Annotated in this window: 16 protein-coding genes; 9 read left to right on the forward strand and 7 right to left on the reverse strand. The window is 67.5% G+C overall.

What is annotated here, in order from left to right:
* Positions 1–163: 163 nt before the first annotated feature.
* The gene (locus ABB28_RS02090) at positions 164–472 is read right to left on the reverse strand and encodes a DUF3861 family protein (protein ID WP_057507029.1); all 309 of its coding nucleotides are present in this window, start codon (positions 470–472) and stop codon (positions 164–166) included.
* A gap of 264 nt (positions 473–736) precedes the next feature.
* Positions 737–1,135: an HU family DNA-binding protein gene (locus ABB28_RS02095; RefSeq protein WP_042612716.1), complete on the reverse strand. Its 399-nt coding sequence runs from the start codon at positions 1,133–1,135 to the stop codon at positions 737–739.
* 350 nt (positions 1,136–1,485) lie between these two features.
* On the opposite strand from ABB28_RS02095, the gene ABB28_RS02100 reads away from it, so the two are divergent.
* Entirely contained in the window at positions 1,486–1,917 is a 432-nt protein-coding gene (locus tag ABB28_RS02100; RefSeq protein WP_057507030.1) for an OsmC family protein, read from the forward strand.
* A gap of 78 nt (positions 1,918–1,995) precedes the next feature.
* Here ABB28_RS02100 and ABB28_RS02105 read toward each other — a convergent pair whose 3' ends face one another.
* Both ABB28_RS02105 and ABB28_RS02110 read right to left on the reverse strand, forming a co-directional pair.
* Entirely contained in the window at positions 1,996–2,871 is an 876-nt protein-coding gene (locus tag ABB28_RS02105; protein ID WP_057507031.1) for a PhzF family phenazine biosynthesis protein, read from the reverse strand.
* A gap of 28 nt (positions 2,872–2,899) precedes the next feature.
* Positions 2,900–3,772, reverse strand: a complete 873-nt coding sequence (locus tag ABB28_RS02110; protein ID WP_057507032.1) for a PhzF family phenazine biosynthesis protein — start codon at positions 3,770–3,772, stop codon at positions 2,900–2,902.
* Positions 3,773–3,849: 77 nt separating this feature from the next.
* Between ABB28_RS02110 and ABB28_RS02115 the strand changes: the two genes are divergently transcribed.
* From ABB28_RS02115 to murD, 3 genes are all read left to right on the forward strand, one after another.
* Entirely contained in the window at positions 3,850–6,444 is a 2,595-nt protein-coding gene (locus tag ABB28_RS02115) for a bifunctional aspartate kinase/diaminopimelate decarboxylase (protein WP_057507033.1), read from the forward strand.
* 98 nt (positions 6,445–6,542) lie between these two features.
* A complete protein-coding gene (gene murL, locus ABB28_RS02120; RefSeq protein ID WP_057507034.1) occupies positions 6,543–7,895 on the forward strand; it encodes a UDP-N-acetyl-alpha-D-muramoyl-L-alanyl-L-glutamate epimerase in 1,353 nt (450 codons plus the stop codon).
* Entirely contained in the window at positions 7,876–9,282 is a 1,407-nt protein-coding gene (gene murD, locus ABB28_RS02125; protein WP_057507035.1) for a UDP-N-acetylmuramoyl-L-alanine--D-glutamate ligase, read from the forward strand. The genes murL and murD overlap by 20 nt, the downstream gene beginning before the upstream one ends.
* 245 nt (positions 9,283–9,527) lie before the next feature.
* Here murD and ABB28_RS02130 read toward each other — a convergent pair whose 3' ends face one another.
* Positions 9,528–10,526: a polyprenyl synthetase family protein gene (locus ABB28_RS02130; RefSeq protein ID WP_057507036.1), complete on the reverse strand. Its 999-nt coding sequence runs from the start codon at positions 10,524–10,526 to the stop codon at positions 9,528–9,530.
* 227 nt (positions 10,527–10,753) lie between these two features.
* Between ABB28_RS02130 and ABB28_RS02135 the strand changes: the two genes are divergently transcribed.
* Positions 10,754–12,370: an alpha-glucosidase gene (locus tag ABB28_RS02135; protein ID WP_057507037.1), complete on the forward strand. Its 1,617-nt coding sequence runs from the start codon at positions 10,754–10,756 to the stop codon at positions 12,368–12,370.
* 206 nt (positions 12,371–12,576) lie between these two features.
* Positions 12,577–12,894 (forward strand): hypothetical protein, encoded by a 318-nt coding sequence (locus ABB28_RS17895; protein ID WP_148049477.1) that lies wholly within the window; start codon positions 12,577–12,579, stop codon positions 12,892–12,894.
* A gap of 60 nt (positions 12,895–12,954) precedes the next feature.
* Here ABB28_RS17895 and ABB28_RS02140 read toward each other — a convergent pair whose 3' ends face one another.
* Together ABB28_RS02140 and ABB28_RS02145 are read right to left on the reverse strand one after the other, a co-directional pair.
* On the reverse strand, positions 12,955–15,720 hold the full coding sequence (locus ABB28_RS02140) for a TonB-dependent receptor (protein WP_057507038.1): 2,766 nt from the start codon (positions 15,718–15,720) through the stop codon (positions 12,955–12,957).
* 329 nt (positions 15,721–16,049) lie between these two features.
* Positions 16,050–18,104: a glycoside hydrolase family 97 protein gene (locus tag ABB28_RS02145; protein ID WP_057507039.1), complete on the reverse strand. Its 2,055-nt coding sequence runs from the start codon at positions 18,102–18,104 to the stop codon at positions 16,050–16,052.
* A 237-nt stretch (positions 18,105–18,341) separates the two neighbouring features.
* Between ABB28_RS02145 and ABB28_RS02150 the strand changes: the two genes are divergently transcribed.
* The 3 genes from ABB28_RS02150 to ABB28_RS02160 are packed head-to-tail and all read left to right on the forward strand — an operon-like array spanning position 18,342 to position 23,778.
* Entirely contained in the window at positions 18,342–20,564 is a 2,223-nt protein-coding gene (locus ABB28_RS02150) for a glucosidase family protein (RefSeq protein WP_057507042.1), read from the forward strand.
* A complete protein-coding gene (locus ABB28_RS02155; protein ID WP_057507040.1) occupies positions 20,561–22,060 on the forward strand; it encodes an MFS transporter in 1,500 nt (499 codons plus the stop codon). The genes ABB28_RS02150 and ABB28_RS02155 overlap by 4 nt, the downstream gene beginning before the upstream one ends.
* Entirely contained in the window at positions 22,060–23,778 is a 1,719-nt protein-coding gene (locus tag ABB28_RS02160; protein ID WP_057507041.1) for an alpha-amylase family glycosyl hydrolase, read from the forward strand. The genes ABB28_RS02155 and ABB28_RS02160 overlap by 1 nt, the downstream gene beginning before the upstream one ends.
* Positions 23,779–23,857: the final 79 nt, after the last annotated feature.

Genomic DNA, 23,857 nt, shown 5'->3' on the forward strand with positions numbered 1-23,857 from the left:
ACCCGTCTAAGGTGGGGCGGGGTGGGTTGGCGGGAACGCTCATCCGCATGGATGCGGATGGCGAGCCTCCAGGGACGGATTCACGGCGATTCCCGCCAGCCCACCCCGCCCCGCCTGTCAGGGCAACAAGGAAGCCGTTGCCGTTGCTGTTGCAGCTGCACCCTCACGCCGGGGCGTGCAGGCTGTCCAAGGCGTCCAGCGCCGCGTTGAGCTTCACCGCGTGGGCCGCCAGCGGATGGTCGGGTTCGTCGACGTGGCGCTGCACCACATCGCGCAGGATCTGTGCGGCGATCAACACCGCCGCGCGTTCATCGCCACTGAAGCCCGCCAGCCGCGGGGCACCTTCGAGCAGGCGCATCCAGTCACGCTGCGCGCGATGTTCCACTTCGATGGTGCAACGGCCGCTGCACTGCAGGCCGTCTTTTTCGATCGGCGTAACGGTCAGGCGGTAGCGGGTGGAAGGGCTGGCCATGGCGGGCGTCCATTGGGGGATGCATCCACCATAGGGCTGCCATGCAGGCACTGCGACCAGGCCCGCTGCACGCAGTGTTCCATTGTCCCGCAGGTGGGCCGCCCGCGTCGGCCGCAACGCCTTGCAGCACAGCACCTGGCACCGCTGCGCGCGGCATCGGCCAGCAACGGCACACTGTGTTGCGGCCCGCATGCGACGCCGCAAAAGCGAACGGGACGGCCATCAGCCGTCCCGTTCGCAGTGAAACCCGGTATGCCGGCGCGATTAGAGCGCGGCGTCCTTGAGCTTCTTCAGCGGGCGCACCTTGAGCTTGGTGGTGGCCGGCTTGGCGGCGAACCACTGCTCTTCCTTGGTGAAAGGGTTGATGCCCTTGCGCTTCGGCTTGGCGGCGACGCTGACGGTGGTGATCTTCAGCAGGCCCGGCAGGGTGAAGCTGCCCGCGCCCTTCTTGTGCACCGAAGAGGCAACGGCGGTTTCCAGCGAGGCCAGCACCGCGCGCACGTCCTTGGCCACCACGCCGGACGCTTCAGCGATGTGCGCAACCAGGCCGGACTTGGTCAGCACGTCCTTGATCGGCTTCGGCGCGGCCGGCTTGGCGGCTGCCTTGGTAGCAACTTTCTTTACTGCCTTCTTCGGGGCAGCCTTCTTAGCGGTCTTTGCCATGGTTTCCTGTTCCGTGAACGGTTGGTTGTTTGGTCATGCCGACCCCGTCGGCAAACGCAATGTAGGGCAACTACACCGCGCCGCCAATAGGTTATACGCGGAAAAGCCCGCTTTTTTCGCTGCCACTCGACCTTTGTCGGGGGGCATGGTCGCCAGCCGGTGCTGGGGCATCGCACTGAAGCCGTGGAATTGGAAGGGAAAAGCCCGGTTTTCCCGTCGCGGCGGAGGCCCTGCCGCGCGATGCTGGCCGTTCGTCGGAACGGCGTCGCCATCGCGTCGCAGCAGAGCGACGCGACGCTAACGCGGGCCTGCGTACGGTAGGTCCCGAACTCAACCGAAGGAGCTGCACAATGGGTATTTCGCGCCGCGCCACCGCGCACTGGGAAGGTGACCTGAAGACAGGCAAGGGACAGTTGAGCACGCCACAGAGTGGCTTGCTGGACAATACCCGCTATGCCTTCAGCAGCCGCTTCGGTGATGAGAAGGGCACCAACCCGGAAGAACTGATCGCCGCCGCGCATGCCGGATGCTTCACCATGGCGCTGTCGGCAAAGCTGACCGAAGCCGGCTTCCCGCCCGAGGCGCTGGACACCGAAGCCCAGGTCGACCTGTCGATGGAAGGCGGCCCGCAGCTTTCGCAGATCACGCTGAAGGTCAAGGCCAAGGTGCCGGGAATCGAAGCGGAGAAGTTCCGCGCCATCGCCGATGACGCCAAGCAGAACTGCCCGGTCTCCAAGGCACTCAGCGCGGTACCGGTGGCACTGGAAGCCGAGCTGCTCTGACACCGCAGACCCGGTAGGGACGGCCGCTGGCCGTCCAAGGTACCTGGCAGGGACGGCCACTGGCCGTCCTGTCACCCACTACCAATCGATCGTGCCGCGGATGACCGTCTGCACCTGGCCACCGGACCACACTTCGCCTTCTGCATCCACATGCAGGTGCAGGCGCGCATCGTGGCCAACCTCGCGGCCCTGACTGACCACGTAGTCGCGACGTCCGCCGGGCAGTGCGCCGCGCTCGTCCAGCCATGCCGCCAGCACCGCATTGGCCGCGCCCGACGCCGCATCCTCGAAACGCCTGCCGTTGCCCACGAAGGCACGCACGGCCAGGTCCCATGCCTGACCGCTGCACCGCGCATATGCGAACACGCCCATGCTGTCGGTGGATTCCGCCAGCGTCGCAACCGCGTCCCAGTCGGGCTGCAGGCTGCGCAGCACGGTTTCGTCCGTCAGCTCTACCACCCACCAGCTGCGCCCGCCCTGCATGCGTGCCGGAGGCAGGGCGCCCAGCGCCCAGCCGCGCAGGACACTGGCCAGCCGGGCATCGGCAGGGTCGACCACCTCGGCGACCGAGGCGCGCGGGGTGCGGATGGCGATACGGCGCTGCGCGCCATCGCCCTGCACGCGCAGCGGCAGCATTCCGGCAATGCCGTCCTGTACCAGCACCCCGTCCACCGGCACGGCCAGTGCGGCCTCAAGCACCGCGTGCGCGGTGCCGATGCTGGGGTGGCCGGCGAACGGGACTTCCTTCTGCGGGCTGAACATCCGCAGGCGATAGCTGCTCGATGCATCCTGCGGCGGGAACACGAAGGTGGTCTCCGGCAGCCGGGTCCAGCGGGCGATGGCCTGCATTGCCGCCGCGTCCAGGCCCTCCGCATCCAGCACCACGGCAAGCGGATTGCCGGCGCCCGGCGAAGGCGAGAATACGTCCAGCTGCAGGAAACGGCGGGTGGTCATCGGCAGGCTCCGTAAGGGGTCGCGCAGCTTACCAGTGCACCGTGCCGTCGATGACCGGCTGCACCTGTCCGCCGATCCAGGCCACCCCGCCGCCGTCCACGTGCAGGTGCACGCGGCCATCGCGGCCGACCTCGCGGCCCTGGCTGGCGATGTAGCGGCCTTCGTGGCCGGGCAGCTGGTGGCGCTGGGCCAGCACGCTGGCAATCAGCGCGTTGGCGCTGCCGGTCACCGGGTCTTCCGGCACGTTCACCGCATCGCCCGGGCAGAACGCGCGCACCACCAGATCGTGGCCGTCGGCGCACTCGGGCGCATACACCGCAACGCCGGTGGCATCGGTGGCGTTGGTCCAGTCGCGCAGGGCGGCCATGTCGGGGCGCAGCTCGCGCACGGCACGGGCATCGCACGCAGCGAGCAGCCACCAGCGCGGGCCGTTGTCCCACAGTTCGGCGGCCTGCGCGGGCCCGCCCAGCGCCTGCAGGCTGGCCGGCAGCTCGCCGGGGTCCACCGCGCAGCGGCGGGCGGTGGGGCTGGCCAGGTGGATGGTCGGCGCGGCATGCGGACCGTCCACCCGCACCGGCAGCAGGCCGGCGGCGCACTGCTGCAGCAGCGTGCCATCGCGCGGAATCGCCAGGCCGCTGGTCACCGCAGCCCAGGCCGCGCCGACGCTGGGATGGCCGGCGAAGGGCAGCTCGCTGCCGGGGGTGAAGATGCGGATGTGGTAATCCGCACCCGGCGCGGTGGGTGCCACGAAGAACACCGTCTCGGACAGGTTCAGCCACGCGGCGAGGGCCTGCATGGCTGTGGGGGACAGGCTGTCGGCGTCGAATACCACCCCCAGCGGGTTGCCGGTGCCGGGGCGGGGGGCGAAGACATCAAGCTGAAGGTAGCGGTGGGCGGTCATGGGCGGCGTCTTGGGCTTAGAATCGGGGGTTCCGCTCCTCGCGGGCGGTCTCCCCCCACCATAACCAGAATACTTACATGCCAGTTTCTTCCCCTGTCGATCGCTGGATCGTACTCAAGTTCGGCGGCACTTCGGTGTCGCGTCGCCATCGCTGGGACACGATCGGGAAACTGGCGAAAAAACGTGCGGAAGAGACCGGCTCGCGCGTGCTGGTGGTGGTGTCGGCGCTGTCCGGGGTGACCAACGAGCTGACCGCCATCGCCGATGGCGCGGCCGACAGCCGCGCGCGCGTGGCCGCGCTGGTCGAGCGCCACCAGGCCTTCCTGGACGAACTGGAGCTGCCGCGCGCGGTGCTGGGCGAACGCCTGGCTGCGCTGCAGGCGCTGCTGGACGATGCGCGCGCCGCCGCGCGCACGCTGGACTGGCAGGCCGAGGTACTGGGCCAGGGCGAGCTGCTGTCGTCCAGCATCGGTGCCGCCTACCTGCACCAGAACGGCCTGGACATGGGCTGGATGGATGCGCGGCAGTGGCTGGACGCGCTGCCGCCGCTGCCCAACCAGAGCCCGTGGTCGCAGCGCCTTTCAGTCAACTGCCAGTGGAAATCCGACGAGGCATGGGCGCAGCGCTTCCGCGCGCAGCCGACCCGCCTGCTGATCACCCAGGGCTTCATCGCGCGGCACGCCGACGGCGGCACCGCGATCCTCGGCCGGGGCGGTTCGGATACCTCGGCGGCGTACTTCGGTGCGCTGCTCGGCGCCAGCCGCGTAGAGATCTGGACCGACGTGCCGGGCATGTTCAGCGCCAATCCCAAGGACGTGCCCGACGCCCGCCTGCTGACCCGGCTGGATTATTACGAAGCGCAGGAAATCGCCACCACCGGCGCCAAGGTGCTGCATCCGCGCTCGATCAAGCCGTGCCGCGATGCCGGCGTGCCGATGGCCATCCTGGATACCGAGCGCCCGGAACTGCCGGGTACCAGCATCGACGGCAGTGCCGCGCCGGTGCCGGGGGTGAAGGCGATCAGCCGTCGCAACGGCATCGTGCTGGTGTCGATGGAAGGCATCGGCATGTGGCAGCAGGTCGGCTTCCTGGCCGATGTATTCGGGCTGTTCAAGAAGCATGGGCTGTCGGTGGACCTGATAGGTTCGGCCGAAACCAACGTCACCGTGTCGCTGGATCCGTCGGAAAACCTGGTAAATACCGATGTGCTGGCCGCGCTGTCGGCGGACCTGTCGCAGATCTGCAAGGTCAAGATCATCGTGCCCTGCGCGGCGATCACCCTGGTCGGCCGCGGCATGCGCTCGCTGCTGCACAAGCTGTCCGATGTCTGGGCGACCTTCGGCCGCGAGCGCGTGCACATGATTTCGCAGTCGTCCAACGACCTCAACCTGACCTTCGTCATCGATGAGACCGACGCCGACGGCCTGCTGCCGATCCTGCATGCCGAGCTGATCGACAGCGGTGCGATGCCGGTGGAAGAGACCGCGGTGTTCGGCCCGCGCTGGCGTGAAATCGCCGGCACCGTACGCCCGCGCGGCACGCCGTGGTGGCGTGGCCAGCGTGCGCACCTGCTGCAGCTGGCCGAAGCCGGTACGCCGCGCTATGTCTACCACCTGCCGACGGTACGTGCCCGTGCGCGCGCGCTGGCTGCGATCACGCCGATCGACCAGCGCTACTATGCGATCAAGGCCAACAGCCATCCGGCCATCCTGGAGACGCTGGAAGCCGAGGGCTTCGGCCTGGAGTGCGTCTCACACGGGGAGCTGAAGCACGTGTTCAACGTGCTGCCGGGGCTGTCGCCCAGGCGCGTGCTGTTCACTCCCAGCTTCTGCCCCCGCGAAGAATTCGAGGCGGCGTTCGCGCTCGGCGTCACCGTCACCGTGGACAACGTGGAAGCCCTGCAGCGTTGGCCGGACCTGTTCCGCAACCGCGAACTGTGGCTGCGCGTGGACCTGGGCCGTGGCGAAGGCCACCATGCCAAGGTGCGCACCGGCGGCAAGGAATCCAAGTTCGGCCTGCCGATGGCACGCGTGGACGAATTCGTGCGTGCCGCCACCGAGCTGGGCACCACCATCGTCGGCCTGCACGCGCACCTGGGCAGCGGCGTGGAAACCGCGCAGCACTGGCGCCTGATGTGCGATGAGCTGGCCGGCTTCGCCCGCCGCATCGGCACCGTGCAGACCATCGACATCGGCGGCGGCATGCCGATTCCCTACAGCGAAGAAGACGAACCGTTCGACCTGGAGGCCTGGGCCGAAGGCCTGGCCGAGGTCAAGGCCGTGCATCCGGCGTTCCGCCTGGCGATCGAGCCGGGCCGCTACCTGGTGGCCGAATCGGGCGTGCTGCTGACCCGCTGCACCCAGGTGGTGGAAAAAGAGGGCGTGCGCCGTGTCGGCCTGGATGCCGGCATGAACACCCTCATCCGGCCGGCGCTGTATGACGCTTGGCATGACATCGAAAACCTGAGCCGGCAGGGCGGCTACGCCGAAGCCGCGTTCGACGTGGTGGGGCCGATCTGCGAGTCCAGCGATGTGTTCGGCAAGCGCCGCAAGCTGCCGGCGTCCACCGCACCGGACGATGTGATGGTGGTGGCCGATGCAGGGGCCTATGGCTACGTGATGGCCAGCACCTACAACCAGCGTGCGATGCCGCGCGAGGACATCCTGGAATGAGCGGCGCCTGCTTCGCGCCGGCGCCTGTCGCTGCGCATCACCCCCCTGCAAAAACCGCCTGCGTGCCCGCACGCAAACGTGCCTGATCCGGATACCCCATGACTGCTTTCGATAAACACCAGGTTGCCTGCTTCCGCTTCGTCCGCTGCGATTTCGCCGCGGACACCGGCGTGGCGCGCCTGGTCTACGCCTTCGACCACGGCCCGGAGATGGTGGAAACCATCACCGTGCCCGGCGCCCCGTTCTCTCTGTCGCCGGAGCGCGCCGCCGCGGTACAGCGTGCGCTGCAGCTGCTGCATCTGATCGCCGGCGTGAGTTACTACAAGGCGGGCGTGCCGGATACGGTGACCATCGATGGCTATGCGATCGACGCGGAAACCGCAGCCCTGGTGGAAAGCATCTACCTGCACGGACTGGGTGAGTTCGCGTACCGCAACGGCCTGAACCTGCGCGGGCGCTTCCGCCTGCCGGTGGCCGGCGAGGTGGCGCCGGCGCCGGCGCTGGGCCTGCAGCCGCATGCGCTGGTGGCCATCGGCGGTGGCAAGGATTCGCTGGTCAGCATCGAAGCGCTGCGCCGTGCCGGCGTGGATGAGACGGTCACTTGGATCGGCGGTTCGCAGTTGATCCGCGCCTGCGCCGAGCGCACCGGCCTGCCGACCCTCAACCTGGGCCGCGCGCTGGCGCCGGAGCTGTTCGAGCTCAACCGCCAGGGGGCCTGGAACGGGCACATCCCGGTGACCGCGGTGAACTCGGCGATCATGGTGCTGGCCGCGCTGCTGCAGGGCGTGGACCAGGTGGTGTTTTCCAACGAACGTTCGGCCAGCTATGGCAGCCAGATCCCGGGCACCGGCGAGGTCAACCACCAGTGGTCCAAGGGCTGGGCGTTCGAGCAGGCCTTCGGCCGCCACGTACAGCGCTATGTCGCCGCCGACCTGCAGTACTACTCGCTGCTGCGGCCGATGTCCGAACTGGCCGTGGCACGCCAGTTCGCCAAGACCGATTTCTACGACGCGCATTTCTCCAGCTGCAACCGCAATTTCCATATCCTCGGCGAGCGTCCGGTGAACCGCTGGTGTGGGGTGTGCCCGAAGTGCCACTTCGTGTTCCTGGCGCTCGCACCGTTCATGTCCAAGGCGCGGCTGGTACGCATCTTCGGCCGCAACCTGCTGGACGACCTGGACCAGGCCGGCGGCTTTGACGCGCTGCTCGAATTCCAGGACCACAAGCCGTTCGAATGCGTGGGCGAGGGCAAGGAGTCGCGCGCGGCGATGGCCACCCTGGCCACGCGCCCGGACTGGAAGGAAGACGCGCTGGTGAAGCGTTTCTGCAACGAGATCCTGCCCCAGCTTGATGCCAACGAACTGGCGGTGGAGCCGATGCTGGAACTGCAGGGCGAGCATCGCATCCCGGCCGCGTTGTGGGAGCGGGTGCGTGAAGATTTCGCAGCTTGAGGGAAAGCGGGTCGCGTTGTGGGGCTGGGGCCGTGAGGGACGTGCGGCCTACGCGGTACTGCGCGCGCGCCTGCCGGCGCTGCCGCTGACGTTGTTCTGCCCGGCTGCCGAAGTGGACGCGGCGCGGACGGAGGCCGGCGCCGGGCTGGAGGTCCACGGCGAACCCAGCGCGGATCAGCTGGCCGGCTTCGATGTGGTGATCAAATCGCCGGGCATCAGCCCCTACCTGCCGGTGGCGCAGGCGGCATTGGCACAGGGCACGCAGTTCATCGGCGGCACTGCGTTGTGGTTCGCCGAACACGCTGCCGCTGACGGCACGGTGGGCAACACGATCTGCGTGACGGGTACCAAGGGCAAGAGCACCACCACCTCGCTGCTGGCGCACCTGCTGCGCGCGGCCGGGCATCGCACCGGGCTGGTCGGCAACATCGGCCTGCCCTTGCTGGAAGTGCTGGACCCCCGGCCGGCGCCGGCGTACTGGGCGGTGGAGCTGTCCAGTTACCAGACCGGCGAGGTCGCCCGTAGTGGGGCGCACCCCCAGGTCGCGGTGGTGTTGAACATCTTCCCTGAACACCTGGACTGGCACGGCAGCGAACAGCGCTACATCCAGGACAAGCTGGCGCTGGTCACCGAAGGCGCGCCGCGCATCGCAGTGCTCAACGCGGCTGATCCGCAGCTTGCCGCGCTGTCCCTGCCAGGCAGCCAGGTGATCTGGTTCAACCAGCCCCGCGGCTGGCACATGCGCGGCGACATCGTGCACCGCGGCGAACAGCCGGTATTCGACAGCAGCGATACGCCGCTGCCGGGACGGCATAACCGCGGCAACCTGTGTGCGGTACTGGCGGCGATCGAGGCGCTGGGACTGGATGCGGTGGCGCTGGCGCCGGCGGTGCAGTCGTTCCGGCCGCTGCCCAACCGGCTGCAGCGCATCGGCGCGCGCGAGGGCGTGGTCTACGTCAACGATTCGATCAGCACCACCCCGCACGCGAGCCTGGCCGCATTGGATTGCTTCGCCGGGCAGCGCATCGCACTGCTGGTGGGCGGGCATGACCGCGGGCTGGACTGGAGTGACTTCGTCCAGCACATGGCGCACGACCAGCCGCCGCTGGAGATCGTCACCATGGGTGCCAACGGGCCGCGGATCAATGCGTTGCTGCAGCCGCTGGCCGACGCCGGCCGCTTCGGCCTGCACGCCGCGCAGGATCTTGCCGAGGCAATGAACCTGGCACGCGCTGCGCTGGGCGCTGCTGGCGGGGTGCTGCTGCTGTCACCGGGAGCCCCCAGTTATGGCGTGTACCGCGATTACGTCGCCCGCGGCCGGCATTTCGCCGAACTGGCCGGTTTCGACCCCGACCTGATCAGCGCGATCCCCGGCATCGGTCTTTGACCGCGAACGGCTGCAGGTGGAGCAGGTAGCGCCGAGCCGTGCTCGGCGGGACGTTGGCGATCATGCCTGCTGCACCGCGCCGCTGCGCTCGCCGACCATGGGTCGGCGCTACCGTCTGGCGGTCGCAGGGTAGCGCCGAGCCATGCTCGGCGGGACGTTGGCGATCATGCCTGCTGCACCGCGCCGCTGTGCTCGCCGACCATGGGTCGGCGCTACCGGTCAGACGCTGGGTCGGCGCTCCCGGGTCAGTGGCTGCGGCTCACGGCGTAGCGGGCCAGGCCGCGCAGGGCGGCTACCGCATCGTTGTCGGCCAGGCCGTCCAGCGCGCGTTCGGCGGCGGCGGCGTATTCCTCGGCGCGGTTGCGGCTGTAGTCCAGTCCGCCGGTGGCGTGGATCGCGGCCAACACCTCGGGCATCGCACTGGCGTCGCCATCCTGCACGATGCTGCGCAGGCGCTGGCGGGTGGCCTCGTCGGAATGGGCCATGGCATGGATCAGCGGCAGGGTCGCCTTGCCTTCGGCCAGGTCATCGCCCAGGTTCTTGCCCAGTTCTTCGGCGTTGGCCGAATAATCCAGCACGTCGTCGGCAATCTGGAAGGCATAGCCCAGCGCCATGCCGTAGTCGTACAGCGCCTGCTGGGTGGCCTCGTCGACGCCGCTGGCCAGCGCGCCCAGTCGGGTCCCGGCGGCGAACAGCACCGCGGTCTTGCGCTCGATCACGCGCAGGTAGGCGGCCTCGTCGGTGTCCGGGTTATGCACGTGCAGCAGCTGCAGCACTTCACCTTCGGCGATGCGGTTGGTGGTGTCGGCCAGGATCCGCATCACCGGCATGCGGTCCAGTTCCACCATCAGCTGGAAGCTGCGCGAGTACAGGAAATCGCCCACCAGCACGCTGGGCGCGTTGCCCCACAGCGCATTGGCGGTGCTGCGGCCACGGCGCAGGCTGGATTCGTCCACCACGTCGTCGTGCAGCAGGGTGGAGGTATGGATGAACTCGATGATCGCGGCCAGCTGGTGGTGTTCCGGGCCGGCGCCGCCGACCGCGCGGCCGGCCAGCATCACCAGCATCGGGCGCAGGCGCTTGCCGCCGGCCGAAATGATGTGGTCGGCGATCTGGTTGATCAGCACCACGTCCGAAGCAAGCCGGCGCCGGATCAGGGCATCGACGGCGGCCATGTCGTCGGCGGCAAGCGTCTGGATCTGGGGCAGGCCCAGGGCGGCACGGGTGTCTTCGATGATGGTCATGCGGTCTGGCTTCAAGGCTCGCCGCCAATTATAGGCGCTGGCCGTGAATTCGGGCGCATGTGCGGGCGGCGGCGCCGGCGAGGGGCCTGGATCAGTGGCGGAAACGCTCCATGAGCCGTGAATACGTATGCAGCCGGCACCATGCCGCGGGGCCCGAGGCTAAGCTTCCTCAGCTGCATTCCGGCCCGTGTTTCCGCAGGGGCCAACAGAGCCCGGAGGGGGGCCTGATGTCCAATACGCCATGGTGGCGCGGCGCCGTCATCTACCAGATCTACCCGCGCAGTTTCCTCGATGCCAACGGCGATGGAGTCGGCGACCTGCCCGGCATCATCGACCGCCTGGACTACATCGCCGCGCTCGGCGTGGACGCGATCTGGATCTCGCCGTTCTTCAGATCGCCGATGGCCGATTTCGGCTATGACATCGCCGACTACCGCGACGTGGATCCGCTGTTCGGCAACCTGGACGACTTCGATCGGCTGCTGGCCAAGGCGCATGCGCTGGGCCTGAAGGTGATGATCGACCAGGTGCTGAGCCATACGTCGATCGAACACGACTGGTTCCGCGAGAGCCGCCAGGACCGCACCAATCCGAAGGCGGACTGGTATGTCTGGGCCGACCCGCGCGAGGACGGCACTGCGCCGAACAACTGGATGTCACTGTTCGGTGGCGTGGCCTGGCAGTGGGAGCCGCGGCGCGAGCAGTATTTCCTGCACAACTTCCTGGCCGACCAGCCGGACCTGAACTTCCATAATCCGGCAGTGCAGAAAGCCACCCTGGACAACGTGCGGTTCTGGCTGGATCGCGGGGTGGATGGTTTCCGCCTGGACGCGATCAATTTCTGCTTCCATGACCGGCAGCTGCGCGACAACCCACCCAAGCCGGCGGACAAGCGGGTCGGGCGCGGTTTCAGTCCGGACAATCCGTACGCCTACCAGTACCACTACTTCAACAATACCCAGCCGGAAAACCTGCCGTTCCTGGAGGAGCTGCGCGCCTTGCTGGACCAGTATCCGGGCGCGGTCAGCCTGGGCGAAATCTCTTCGGAGGATTCGCTGGCCACCACCGCCGAATACACCACGGCCAAGCGCCTGCACATGGGCTACAGCTTCGAACTGCTGGTGGACGATTACAGCGCGGCGTACATCCGCGATACGGTCTCGCGGCTGGAAACGGCGATGATCGAGGGCTGGCCGTGCTGGGCTATTTCCAACCACGACGTGGAGCGTGCAGTGACCCGCTGGGGCGGGCATCCGGCCGATCCGCGCCTGGCGCGCATGCTGGTGGCGATGCTGTGTTCGCTGCGCGGGTCCATCTGCCTGTACCAGGGCGAAGAGCTGGGCCTGGGCGAGGCCGACGTCCCGTTCGAGGCGCTGCAGGATCCGTACGGCATCACCTTCTGGCCGAACTTCAAGGGACGCGACGGCTGCCGTACGCCGTTGCCGTGGATCGATGCCCCGTTGGCCGGTTTCACCACCGGCGAACCGTGGTTGCCGATCCCGGCCGACCACCAGTCGCGCGCGGTTGCCGTGCAGGAAGCGCAGCCGGATTCGGTACTGTTGGCCTTCCGCCGCTTCCTGGCCTGGCGGCGCACGCAGCCGGTGCTGCTGCACGGTGATATCCGCTTCCTGGACAGCGCCGAACCGGTGCTGTTGTTCGAACGCACGCTGGGTGATGAGGTGATGCTGCTGGCCTTCAACCTGTCTTCGCTGCCAGGGCGGCAGCTGCTGCCAGAGGGCGCGTGGCAGGCCATGGACGTGCCCGGCCCGGATGCCGGTTCGGTGGATGGCACCGAGCTGGCACTGCCCGCGCACGCGGTGTACTGCGGCCGCCGCATCGGCTGATTGTTTTCTCCGTTGGTGGTACTTCAGGGGCGCTGCCGAGAGGCGGCGCCCTTTTTTGCGCGCGGCTGGCGCGCCGCGGATCGATAGGGCGTGGTGGCGAGTCCTGTCCGCAGCGCGTCGAATTCGAATCCCTGTTTGCAGAATGGTGCAGAGACCGCGCCACGGCCGCGCTCGACACCAGGCACTCCATCAACGTGAGGTGTCTCATGAAATCCATCCTGAGCTGTTTCCTCGTCCTGGCGTCTGTTGCAGCCATCCTGCCCCCAGCAGCCCATGCATCGGGAGAACGTAGCGGTGTCCCGCGCAGTGACCATGCCGCCTGCGCAAATGCCTTCAAGCAGTCGCCGGCGTTCTCGCAGGGATGTGACCTGGCCTGGGCGCATTTTTCCAACGACATCTGTGCGATCACTGCCCTCTGTGCGCGCCCGGACGGTAGCCGCCAGGAGAACAGAACCTCGACACGTCTGGTCAACGTTCCGCTCTTCCAGAACTGCGGCGGGACGCTCGGCTTCCGCTGTGACTGACATGTGCAAATGGAAAGGGGCGCCCATTGGGCGCCCCTTGTCCTCGACCGGGCAGGTGGATCAGAACCGATAGTTCACACCCAGCATGTAGGTGCGGCCCCATTCCACATATTCCAGCGGGCGATCAGTGGTGCCTGCATAGGTGCGGTACGGTTCATTGGTCAGGTTGGTGCCCTGCAGCAGCAGGGTCAGGCCGGCCATCGCGCTGCTGTCGCTGAAGGTGTAGCTGATCTGCGCGTCGGTCACGTTCTCGCCCACCACGTAACGCAGCGTGCGATTACCGTTGAAGTTGCCGATTTCACCGATGAAGTCCGAGCGGCGACGCTGGCTCACGCGTGCTTCAAATCCGTTGCGTTCGAAGTAGGCGGTGAGGTTGTACACGCGATCGGACAAGCCGGGCAGCGCGATCGGATCACTGCCCACGCTGGAGGCGCTTTCCGGATCCAGGATCTCGATGTCGCTGTCATTGAACGTGGCACTGGCCTGCACGCCGAAGCCACGCAGGGCATCGGTGAACATGTCCAGCGGCAGCGAAGCGGTCAGCTCCAGGCCGCGCAGGGTGCCACCCTTGCCGTTCTGCGGCGAGGAGAACGTACCGGTCTGCAGCACCGGCGCGACCATGCCGGGCGGCGGCACATAGCTGGCCAACAGATCGCTGAAGTCGTAGTCATCCACCGACTGGGTGTACACGTAGCTCTTCAGGTCCTTGTAGAACACCGCGGCGGCCACGTAGGCACGCTCGGCGAAGTACTTTTCATACGACAGGTCGAAGGCGGTGGCGCGCCACGGATCCAGCAGCGGGTTGCCGCCGCTGCCACCCGGTCGACCGGTGGCGGTGTCCACGCCGAACTCCAGCCCGGCGCGCATCTGGTCCACGCGTGGGCGCGCCACCTGCTTGGCGGCGGCAAAGCGCAGCGTCTGCTGGTGCGGGAACATGAAGGCCAGGTTCAAGCTGGGCAGCCAGTCCTTGTAGGTCTTGCCGTCGTCGATCGGCAGCACTTCCTGGCCCACCGGACGCGAACGATCGAAGTAGTTGGACTGCGAGCTTTGATCCACGTGCTGCATCTGAACGCCGATGTTGCCACGCACGCCGACCACGCCGATGTCGGTGTTGATGTTGGCGCGCAGCCAGGCGGTGGTGATCTTCTCCTGCACCGTCCACGACTTCGGGATCAGATAGTCCAGGTCGGTGACAGGGTTGAACTCCATGTAGCGCTCGACCGCGGCCGGCACGTTCCAGGCCGGGATGTACCCGATGCCGGCGAAGCCCAGGTTGACGGGACGGTATTGCAGGTCGGACGCCACATTGGCATCGCCCTGCGCGCCCAGCAGGATGTTGCCTTCGGCCTGGGTCTTCTGCTTGCGGCGATCAGCGTAATTCACGCCCACGTCGATATCGGCGAACCAGCTGGACAGGGCCTCCGGTGCCGGCAAGGTCAGCGCGATCTTGCCGCCTTTCAGGCGATCTTCCACCTGTGGCACCTTGCCGTAGCCGGAGCCGTAGATCGTGTTGGTCAGGAACAGCGCATCCGGATTGGAATAGTCCAGGCCCGGGCTGATCTGCGAGAACCCGTTGGGCCGCACCACCACGCCCACGCTGTCCAGCTGCGGCATGGGGGTGAGCTGCAGGTTGTTTTCCAGGTTCAGCTCATCGCGGGTGGCCTTGGAGTAGTTCACGTCGGCCACCAGCTTGACGCCGTTGCCGAAGGTGAACTCGTTGTTCCAGCCGAACGCATCGATCTTGTCTTCGCGCTTGTTGTACATGCCGCGCACCAGCGGATAGACGCCGGTGGCGGTGCCCCCCTGGAAGGTGCCGTCGGCGCCGACCTGCGGGTTGGTGATCAGCAGGCCCGGCGTATAACCGCCGTTGAAGTTGCTGAGGTTGACCTCGAACTGGTTGGCCGTGTCGATCTGCTCGGCGTCGGTATGGAACGCGTCCAGCGTGCTCGTCCAGCTGTTGTTCGGGCGGAACTGGACCGTCGCCATGAAGGCGTCGCGCTTGTTGTTGCCGGTGCGGCGCAGCGCCTTGATGCCGTCACTGAACGTCACGCCCGGTGCCAGGCCGGGACGGTTGCCGTTGTCGGTGTGTTCGGTGGTCCACGGCTCGTACAGGCCGACCTGGTTTTCGTGGATCGGGTTATCGCTGTGCGCGTAGCCGATGGCAATGCCAAGGGTCTTGTCCAGGAACTGGTCGATGTAGCTGGCGCTGATGCGGTTACCGAATTCATCCACGTTGGCGGCGTCGCCCAGCGAGCTCTTCTGGTAGCGGCCGCTGACCGCGATCACGCGGTCCGGGAAGCTCAACGGGCGGGCGGTCTGCATGTCGATGGTGCCCGACAGACCTTGGCCGACCAGTGCCGCGTCAGGGGTCTTGCACACGGTCACGCCGTTGACCAGTTCGGACGGGTACTGGTCGAATTCGACGCTGCGGTTGTCGCCGGTGCTGACCACTTCGCGGCCGTTGAGCAGGGTGGTGGCGAAGTCCGGGGACAGGCCGCGCACGCTGATCACCTGCGCACGGCCGGCCACGCGCTGGGCGGCCAGGCCGGGCAGGCGGGCCAGCGATTCGGCGATGCTGACGTCGGGCAGTTTGCCGATGTCTTCGGCGGAAATGACTTCCACCACCGAGGTGGCGTCCTGCTTCACCGCGATGGCGTTTTCAATGCCGCGACGGATGCCGGTGACCTGAACCGCGTCCAGGTTGGTGGCGCCGCTGCCGGTCTGGCCGCTGGCGGTGGTGGACGTGGTGGACTGCGCGAAAGCGAGTACCGGTGACAGTGCGACGGCCAGCGCCAATGACAGCGCGTTGCGCTTGTGGTTCGACATTTCCCCTCCCAGGCAATGTTGCCGAATCTAGTTGTGGTCCGCGCCGGCACTGCCGATACGGGTCGCGGCACGGTGGCCGCTGACTGCGACGCTATGGTATGCAGCGCGCCGCGCGCTGGAATCAGCCTGCATACGTATTCAATGCAGCGACACGCGGTGTAAGCGATTACATGTTGGTGAGGACAGCGACGGCGTGTGGGTAGTGACGGCCGCTGGCCGTCAGCGCGCGGTGTTTGAAGACGGCCAGCGGCCGTCACTACCCATCAGCGCGCGGTGTTTGAAGACGGCCAGCGGCCGTCACTACCAGGCCGCGTCTGGCGTCGCGCCCTTCACAGCGGGGTGAAGCGGATCGCCTGGCCGCCGCCGGGGCCGAGCACCAGGGTCAGCGCGTCGGCGCTGGTGACTTCGCGGGTTTCGCGCGCGAAGGCAAAGGGATTGCTGCGGAAATCCGCCCCGTCACCATCGCGGTAGATCTCCGCGCGGTAGCGCACCCCCGGTTCCAGGAAGCCCAGCGACACCGGCAGCACGCGGCCGTGTTCATCGGTGATGCTGCCGAGGAACCAGTCGCGGCTGTTGCGGTCGCGGCGCACGATGGTGACGAAGTCGCCGACCTCGCCGTCCAGCACCCGGCTCTGTTCCCAGTCCACCGCTACGTCCTTGATGAACTGGAAAGCGTCCAGGTGCTGCAGGTAATGCTCGGGCAGGTCGGCGGCCATCTGGATCGGGCTGTACAGCACCACGTACAGCGCCAGCTGGCGGGCCAGCGTGCTGGGAATGGCCTGGCCATGGCGGCCCTTCAATGACAGCACGCCGGGGGTGTAATCCATCGGTCCGGACAGCATCCGGGTGAACACCAGGTTGACCTCGTGTTCCGGCGGATTGGGCGGCTGGCCCCACGCGTTGTACTCCATGCCGCGCGCCCCTTCACGCGACACCCAGTTCGGATAGGTGCGGCGCAGGCCGGTGTCCTTGATCGGCTCGTGCGGGTTGACCGCCAGCCTGCGCGCGGCCGCTTCCTGCACCACCTTCAAATGGTGGCGGGCCATGAACTGGCCGTCGTGCCATTCGCGCAGCAGGGGGCCGCCGGCCGGGTTGCGCCGGTCGACCTGGCCGTCATCGCAGACGTAGCCGGTCTTGAACGAATCCACGCCCAGTCGCGCGTACAGGTCCAGCGCCGCGCCCAGCTGGTCCTCGTAGTGGTCGATGGCACAGCCGGTTTCATGGTGGCCCACCAGGTGCACGCCCTTCTTCGCGCCGTAGGCGGACAGCGCCTCGATGTCGAAGTCCGGGGTGGCGCGGGTGAAGTCGAAGTCGTAGCCGTTGCCCACCCAGTTGCCATCCCAGCCGGGATTCCAGCCTTCCACCAGCACGCCGCGGAAGCCGTTGGCGGCGGCGAAATCAATCACCTTCCTGGTCTTCGCCGTGGTGGCGGCGTGGCGCGGGCCGGTGGCCCAGCTCTCCTCGTCCAGGTGCATCGACCACCACACGCCCAGATACTTGGATGGCTTGACCCAGCTGACATCGCCCAGCGCATTGGGCTCGTTGAGGTTGAGGATCAGGTCCGATTCGACCAGCCCGCCGGCGCGGTCGGCGATCTGCAGCGTGCGCCACGGCGTAGCGAAGGGCAGGGCGCGGCGCACCTTCCAGCCTTCGGCGGACGGGGAAAGCTGCGCGCGCAGGCGCTGGCCATCGGTGCGGCGCAGCCACATGCCGGCATAGTCCACCAGCGCGGCTTCGTGGATGGCCACGTGCAGGCCGCTGTCGCTGCGCAGGGTGATCGGGGTATGTGCCAGCGGCACCTCCTGCAGCGGGGTACGCGCATACAGGTATTCATAGTGGATCGGTTCGCCGGCCGGAATCCACCACGCGGTGGAGTGCTGGGCGATGGCGAATTCGGTGAGCTCCTCATCGATGATCGCCTCGGCCAGTCCAGGCTGTTGCGGGAACACATAACGGAAGCCGACGCCGTCATCGAATACCCGGAACACCACGTCCAGCCGGCGCCTGTCACCGGTGGTCTGGCGCAGGGAAACGGTCAGTTCGTTGTAGTGGTTGCGGGTGAGCCGGCGCTCGCCCCAGGGCTGTTCCCAGGTTTCATCGAAGCGGCGGGTGCTGCTGCCGGTGATTTCAAAATCGCGGTCCAGCCGGCCATCGCGCAGCTCGAAGCCGAGCTTGGAGGCGTCCACCACCGTATCGCCGAGTCGCTGCACCTGGTAACGGGCGGTGCCGCCGTCCACCTGCAGCGTCACTTTCAGGATCTTCCCCGGCGATTCGACGCTGGCCGACGGCACGGTGGCAGCCAGCACCACGGGGCTGGCCAGCAGCAGGAGCAGGCCCAGGCAGGGCGCGCGGCGAGCACGCAGCAACAACGAAAACAGCGACATTTCCCCTCCCAGGGCGATGCAGGAACTGCGCCGACCATAGCCCAGCCGGCCGGGAGGCCAGACGCGGCAGGCCATGAATACGTATGCAGCCAGGGCAGCTCCCGCGCCTGCCGTCTACCATGTCCGCACGATGCCTTGAGGGAGGCGTTGCGCCCCTGCCGGCCGCCTGGCAAGCGGGGACCTACAACATGCAAAGAGGGAGGGAGGGTGACGGGCGCAAGCCGGTTGTCCGCTTCGATGCTGAAGATGATCTGCCTGACCGTCGCCATCGCGACGACGCTGGGTTCGGCCGCGCATGCCGCCGACCTGGAATTCGAGGGTCGCACCGCGCGCGCTGAATCCGTGGCCGGTGGCGGCTTCGTGCTGCACACGCCGGATCGCCAGCTGCGCATTGCCGCGCAGCCGATGCGCAGCGACACCGCCAGCCCGATGTTCGATGCCCTGTTCGCGCTTGCGCAGCAGGAAATGGACCAGGACCGCGTGGATGCGATCCGCGATCCGTCCTTCGACGAAGGCCGGCCGGTGCCGTGCGAGTGCTTCAAGACCGGTGCCAACTGGCCGTATGTCTGGACGCGCGATGTCAGCTTCGCTGCCGACCTGGCGCTGGCACGGCTGGATCCGCAACGCACCCGGCAGTCGCTGCAGTTCAAGTTGTCCGAAGCGCGCGATGGCATGACCCCCGGCCTGTTCGTGGCGCAGGACACCGGTTCCGGTGGCAGCTGGCCGATCAGCAGCGACCGCATCGTGTGGTTCCTCGCTGCCCGCCACCTGCTGGACGACAGTGCCTTCGCCGACCAGGTCTGGCAGGCGTTGCAGGGCACGCTGGCGCAGGACCGTGCCATGGTGTTCGACGCGGCCACCGGCCTGTACCGCGGCGAGACCTCGTTCCTGGACTGGCGCGAGCAGACTTATCCGGACTGGACCCGCGAAGACGTGCGCTTCATCGGCGATTCCTTCGCGCTGTCCACCAACGTGCTGCATTACCAGGCCCTGCGGTTGGGTGAGCAGCTGGCGGGCCAGCGCGGCGATGCCACGCGCGCGGCGCAGTACAAGGCCTGGGCCGATGCCCTGGGGCCGCGGATCGACGCACGTTTCTGGCGCGAAGACGCCGGGCAGTACATGAGCTACATCGGCGAAGCGGCGCACCCCGTGCCCTACGCCAAGTACGATCTGCTGGCGACCTCGCTGGGCGTATTGGCCGGGGTGTTGCCGACCGACCGCGCGCGCCGTGCACTGGCGGCGTATCCGGCCAGTGCGGCCGGCAGCCCGGTGGTGTGGCCGCAGGAAGGCAACCAGCCGGTCTACCACAATCGCGCGATCTGGCCGTTTGTCAGCGCATATTCGCTGCGCGCCGCGCGGCTGCTGGACGATGCACCGCGTATCACCAGCGAAGTGCAATCGCTGATGCGCGGTGCCGCGCTGGCCGGTTCCAACATGGAAAACTACGAGCTGCTGACGCAGAAGATCCATGTCGACGAAGGCGCGCTGAGTGGCCCGGTGGTCAACTCCGAACGCCAGCTGTGGTCGGTCGCCGGCTACCTGGACATGGTGCTGCTGGGCGTGTTCGGCGTGGAAGCCGACGGCCAGGTACAACCCAAGCTGCCGGTCGCGCTGGTGCAGCCGTTGTTCGGCACGCGGGACCGGATCACGCTGCAGATGGACGGCAAGCGCTACGTGCTGCTGAAGCCTGAGAAGATGCAGGGTGAGCTGCTGGTCGCCGGAAAGACGCGGCGCGACGGTGCCACCACCACCGTGCAGCTGGTACCTGAAAAGGGTCAGCGTCCTTTCGCAGAGCGAAAGGACGCTGACCCCGCGCCGGCTCACCCAGCTGCGGCCGCTTATGCACCCGCCACGCCAGCCGCGCCTTCGGCCAAGCGGGAGGGCAATGCCTGGACCATCCCCGTCCCCGCCCAGCACGTGCTGTGGCGCGATGGTGCCGCAGTCGACGCGCACGATGGCGTGGCACGTTTTGCCGACGACGGCCTGCGGCACTGCCTCAGCCTGACCCGCCGCGCGGACGCGCTGGAATCGCTGCACAGCCCGACCACGTGCATCGGCCCGCAGCAGCGCCTGCCTGGCGCGCAGGGATGGTCGTGGACGCAGCCCGCTGCCGGTCGCGTACGCCTGCGGCTGCAGTTCAACAACCCCAACGGGCCGATCAATACCGGGGTCACCGCGGCGGTGAAGCAGCTCGCCGTCAGGTGTGCCGGCCAGCCCACGCAGTCGCATACCGTGGTGATGCCGCACAGTGTGGCGGTGCAGGAATCCACCGCCGCCGAGTTCGATCTGCCCGCCGGTGCGTGCACGTTCCAGCTGCAGGACGGCTTCAACATGAGCGCGTTGCAGCACTTTGCCCACTACACCGGCGGCAAGGGCGGCCGCGCGGGCGTGCTCAACACTGCAGACGTCAAAGCGTTGCTGCTGGCACCCATTGCCGCCCTGGCAGGAGACCGCCCATGAACCGTCCTGCCGTCGTCCGGCCCGACAAACCGCAGCTGTCGTTCTGGCAGATATGGAACATGTGCTTCGGTTTCCTCGGCATCCAGTTCGGCTTCGCGCTGCAGAACGCCAACGCCAGCCGCATCTTCGAAACGCTCGGTGCGTCGATGGAAGCGGTGCCCGGGCTGTGGATCGCCGCGCCGCTGACCGGCCTGCTGGTGCAGCCCATCGTCGGCTATCTGTCCGACCGCACCTGGACGCGCTGGGGCCGCCGCCGTCCGTTCTTCATGATCGGCGCGGTGCTGACCACGCTGGCGTTGCTGGTGATGCCGAACTCGCCCACGCTGTGGATCGCGGCGGGCACGCTGTGGGTGCTGGATGCGTCCATCAACGTGTCGATGGAGCCGTTCCGTGCCTTCGTCGGTGACCAGCTGGCGCCGCGCCAGCGGCCGACCGGCTTTGCCATGCAGAGCTTCTTCATCGGCGTGGGCGCCATCGTCGCCAGCTTCCTGCCCTTCATCCTGGCCCACTTCGGCGTGGCCAATACCGCCGCCCCGGGCGAAGTGCCGGACACCGTGCGCTATGCGTTCTACTTCGGTGCGGTGGTGCTGCTGGCGGCGATCACCTGGACCGTGCTGAGCACGCGCGAATACTCACCGACCGAGCTGGCCGGCTTCGCCGATGCCGAGCCGCCGCATGCCCATGCGGTGGCCTCGCGCGGCGTGCCACCGTGGGCGCAGATCGCGCTGTGGCTGCTGGTGGGCATCGTGCTGGCGGCACTGATCACCTGGCAGCGCGGGGACAAGATGCTGTACGTGCTGGCCGGCCTGTGTGCGGCCTACGGCATCCTGCTGGGCGTGGCGCGCGTGCTGCCCGGCACGCACATGCTGGCGACCATCGTCGATGACCTGCGCAACATGCCGGGCACCATGCGGCGGCTGGCGTGGGTGCAGTTCTTCTCCTGGTTCGCGTTGTTCGCCATGTGGATCTACACCACCGCCGCGGTCGCCGGCACCCACTTCGGCTCCACCGATCCGCAGTCGGCCGCCTACAACGAGGGCGCCAACTGGGTCGGCGTGCTGTTCGGTGCGTACAACGGCTTCGCCGCGCTGGCCGCGTTGTTGATCCCGCTGATGGTGCGCGCCATCGGGCTGCGCTGGAGCCACCTGGTCAACCTGTGGCTGGGCGGGGCGGGGCTGGTGTCGATGATGTTCATCGACGATCCGCGCTGGCTGCTGTTGTCGATGGTGGGCGTGGGCTTTGCCTGGGCCTCCATCCTGTCCCTGCCTTACGCCCTGCTGTCGGACAGCGTGCCGGCGGCGAAGATGGGCGTGTACATGGGCATCTTCAATTTCTTCATCGTGATCCCGCAGCTGGTGGCCGCCAGCGCGCTCGGCTTTGCCCTGCGCGCATGGCTGGGCGGCCAGCCGATGCAGGTGCTGGTGCTGGGCGGCTGCAGCCTGCTCGTGGCCGGCCTGTGCGTGCTGCGTGTTCCGTCCCGTCCGGAGGTGGTGTGATGCATGTGCGTCTGTCTGTTGCTGTAGGTTTCGCCCTGTTCGCTGGCCAGGCGCTCGCCGCCCCGCGCCCGGACTACGTAGGCACCACCGAACCGTTCGCACGCGATGCGGTGTACTTCGTGGTGACCGACCGCTTCGTCAACGGCGACCCGTCCAATGACCACCGCGACCAGGGCGGCGCGCACCGCACGTTCGACATCCCGGTACCGTGCCCGGACAAGGTGGATGGCAACATCGGATACCTCGGCGGCGACTTCAAGGGCGTGCTGGACAATGCGGACTACATCCGCAACCTGGGCTTCGGCGCGGTGTGGATCACCCCCATCGTCGACAACCCGGACCAGGCCTTCACCGGCAGCAAGGAGATCAGCTGCACCAGCACCCTGACCGACCGCGGCAAGACCGGTTATCACGGCTACTGGGGCACCAATTTCTACAAGGTGGACGAGCACCTGCCCAGCGCCGGCCTGCAGTTCGCCGACTTCACCAAGGGCCTGCACGCAGCCAGGCTGAAGGTGGTGCTGGATATCGTCGGCAACCACGGCTCGCCGTCGTGGACCATGCCGGTGCGCCAGCCCCAGTTCGGGCAGATCTTCGACAAGGACGGCAGGCTGATCGCCGACCACCAAAACCTCGCGCCGCAGCAGCTGGATCCCAGCCACAACCCGCTGCACGCCTTCTACAACAACATCGGGCCGGTGGATGCGTCGAAGGGCTCGATCTTCGATGGCAACCTGGCCGAGCTCGGCGACTTCAACGAACACAACCCGGCGGTGATGGATTACCTGGTCGGCGCCTACCTGCAGTGGACCGCGCAGGGCGTGGATGCGCTGCGCATCGATACCATCGGCTGGCTGCCGCATCCGTGGTGGAACGAGTTCGTGCGCCGCGTGCGTGCCGAGCATCCGGGCATGTTCATGTTCGGCGAAGCGTTCGACTACGACGCGGCGAAGATCGCCGAGCACACCTGGCCGGCGAACGCCAACGTCAGCGTGCTGGATTTCCCCTCGCGCGGGGCGATGGAAGAAACCTTCGGGCTGAAGCAGAAGGGCTTCGAAACGCTGGCCGAGCCGCTGCACCTGCTGGGCGGGCCGTACGCCAACCCGTACGAGCTGATGAGTTTCTACGACAACCATGACATGCCGCGGCTGGATGCCAGCGATGCCGGCTTCATCGACGCCAACAACTGGCTGTTCACCGCGCGCGGCATCCCGGTGCTGTACTACGGCTCGGAAACCGGCTTCATGCGCGGCCGCGCCGAACACGCCGGCAACCGCGCCTACTTCGGCCAGCAGCGCGTGGATGCTGCAGCACAGAGCCCGATCTTCGGCCCGTTGCAGCGCGTGGCGAAACTGCGCGAAGCCACCCCGGCACTGCAGCGCGGCCTGCAGGTCAACGAGCGCCTGCAAGGCAACGAAGCGGTGTTCTTCCGCGTGCTGCAGCATGGCGGGGTCAACCAGACCGCGCTGGTGCTGTTGAACAAGGGTGATGCAGCGGCCCGCATCGAAGTGAAGCGTTACCTGCAGGACGGCACCTGGCGCGACGCGCTGGACGGCGACACGCTGCAGGTGTCCGCCTCCCTGAAGGCCGACGTCCCCGCGCACGGCATCAAGGTCTACGTACTGGACGCTCCGGTGCAGCAGAAGGCCCTGCAGGCCGAACTCGACCGCGCCATGGCCGACCAGCAGGCCCGCACCCGCAGACTAGCCGCCCCCTGACCCGGCGATGACGGCCGCTGGCCGTCAGCCCCCCGCATCGGTAGGTGACGGCCGCTGGCCGTCATGCCCCCGCATCGGT

Origin of the sequence: Stenotrophomonas chelatiphaga (assembly GCF_001431535.1) — a bacterium.
Classification (GTDB): Bacteria; Pseudomonadota; Gammaproteobacteria; order Xanthomonadales; family Xanthomonadaceae; genus Stenotrophomonas; species Stenotrophomonas chelatiphaga.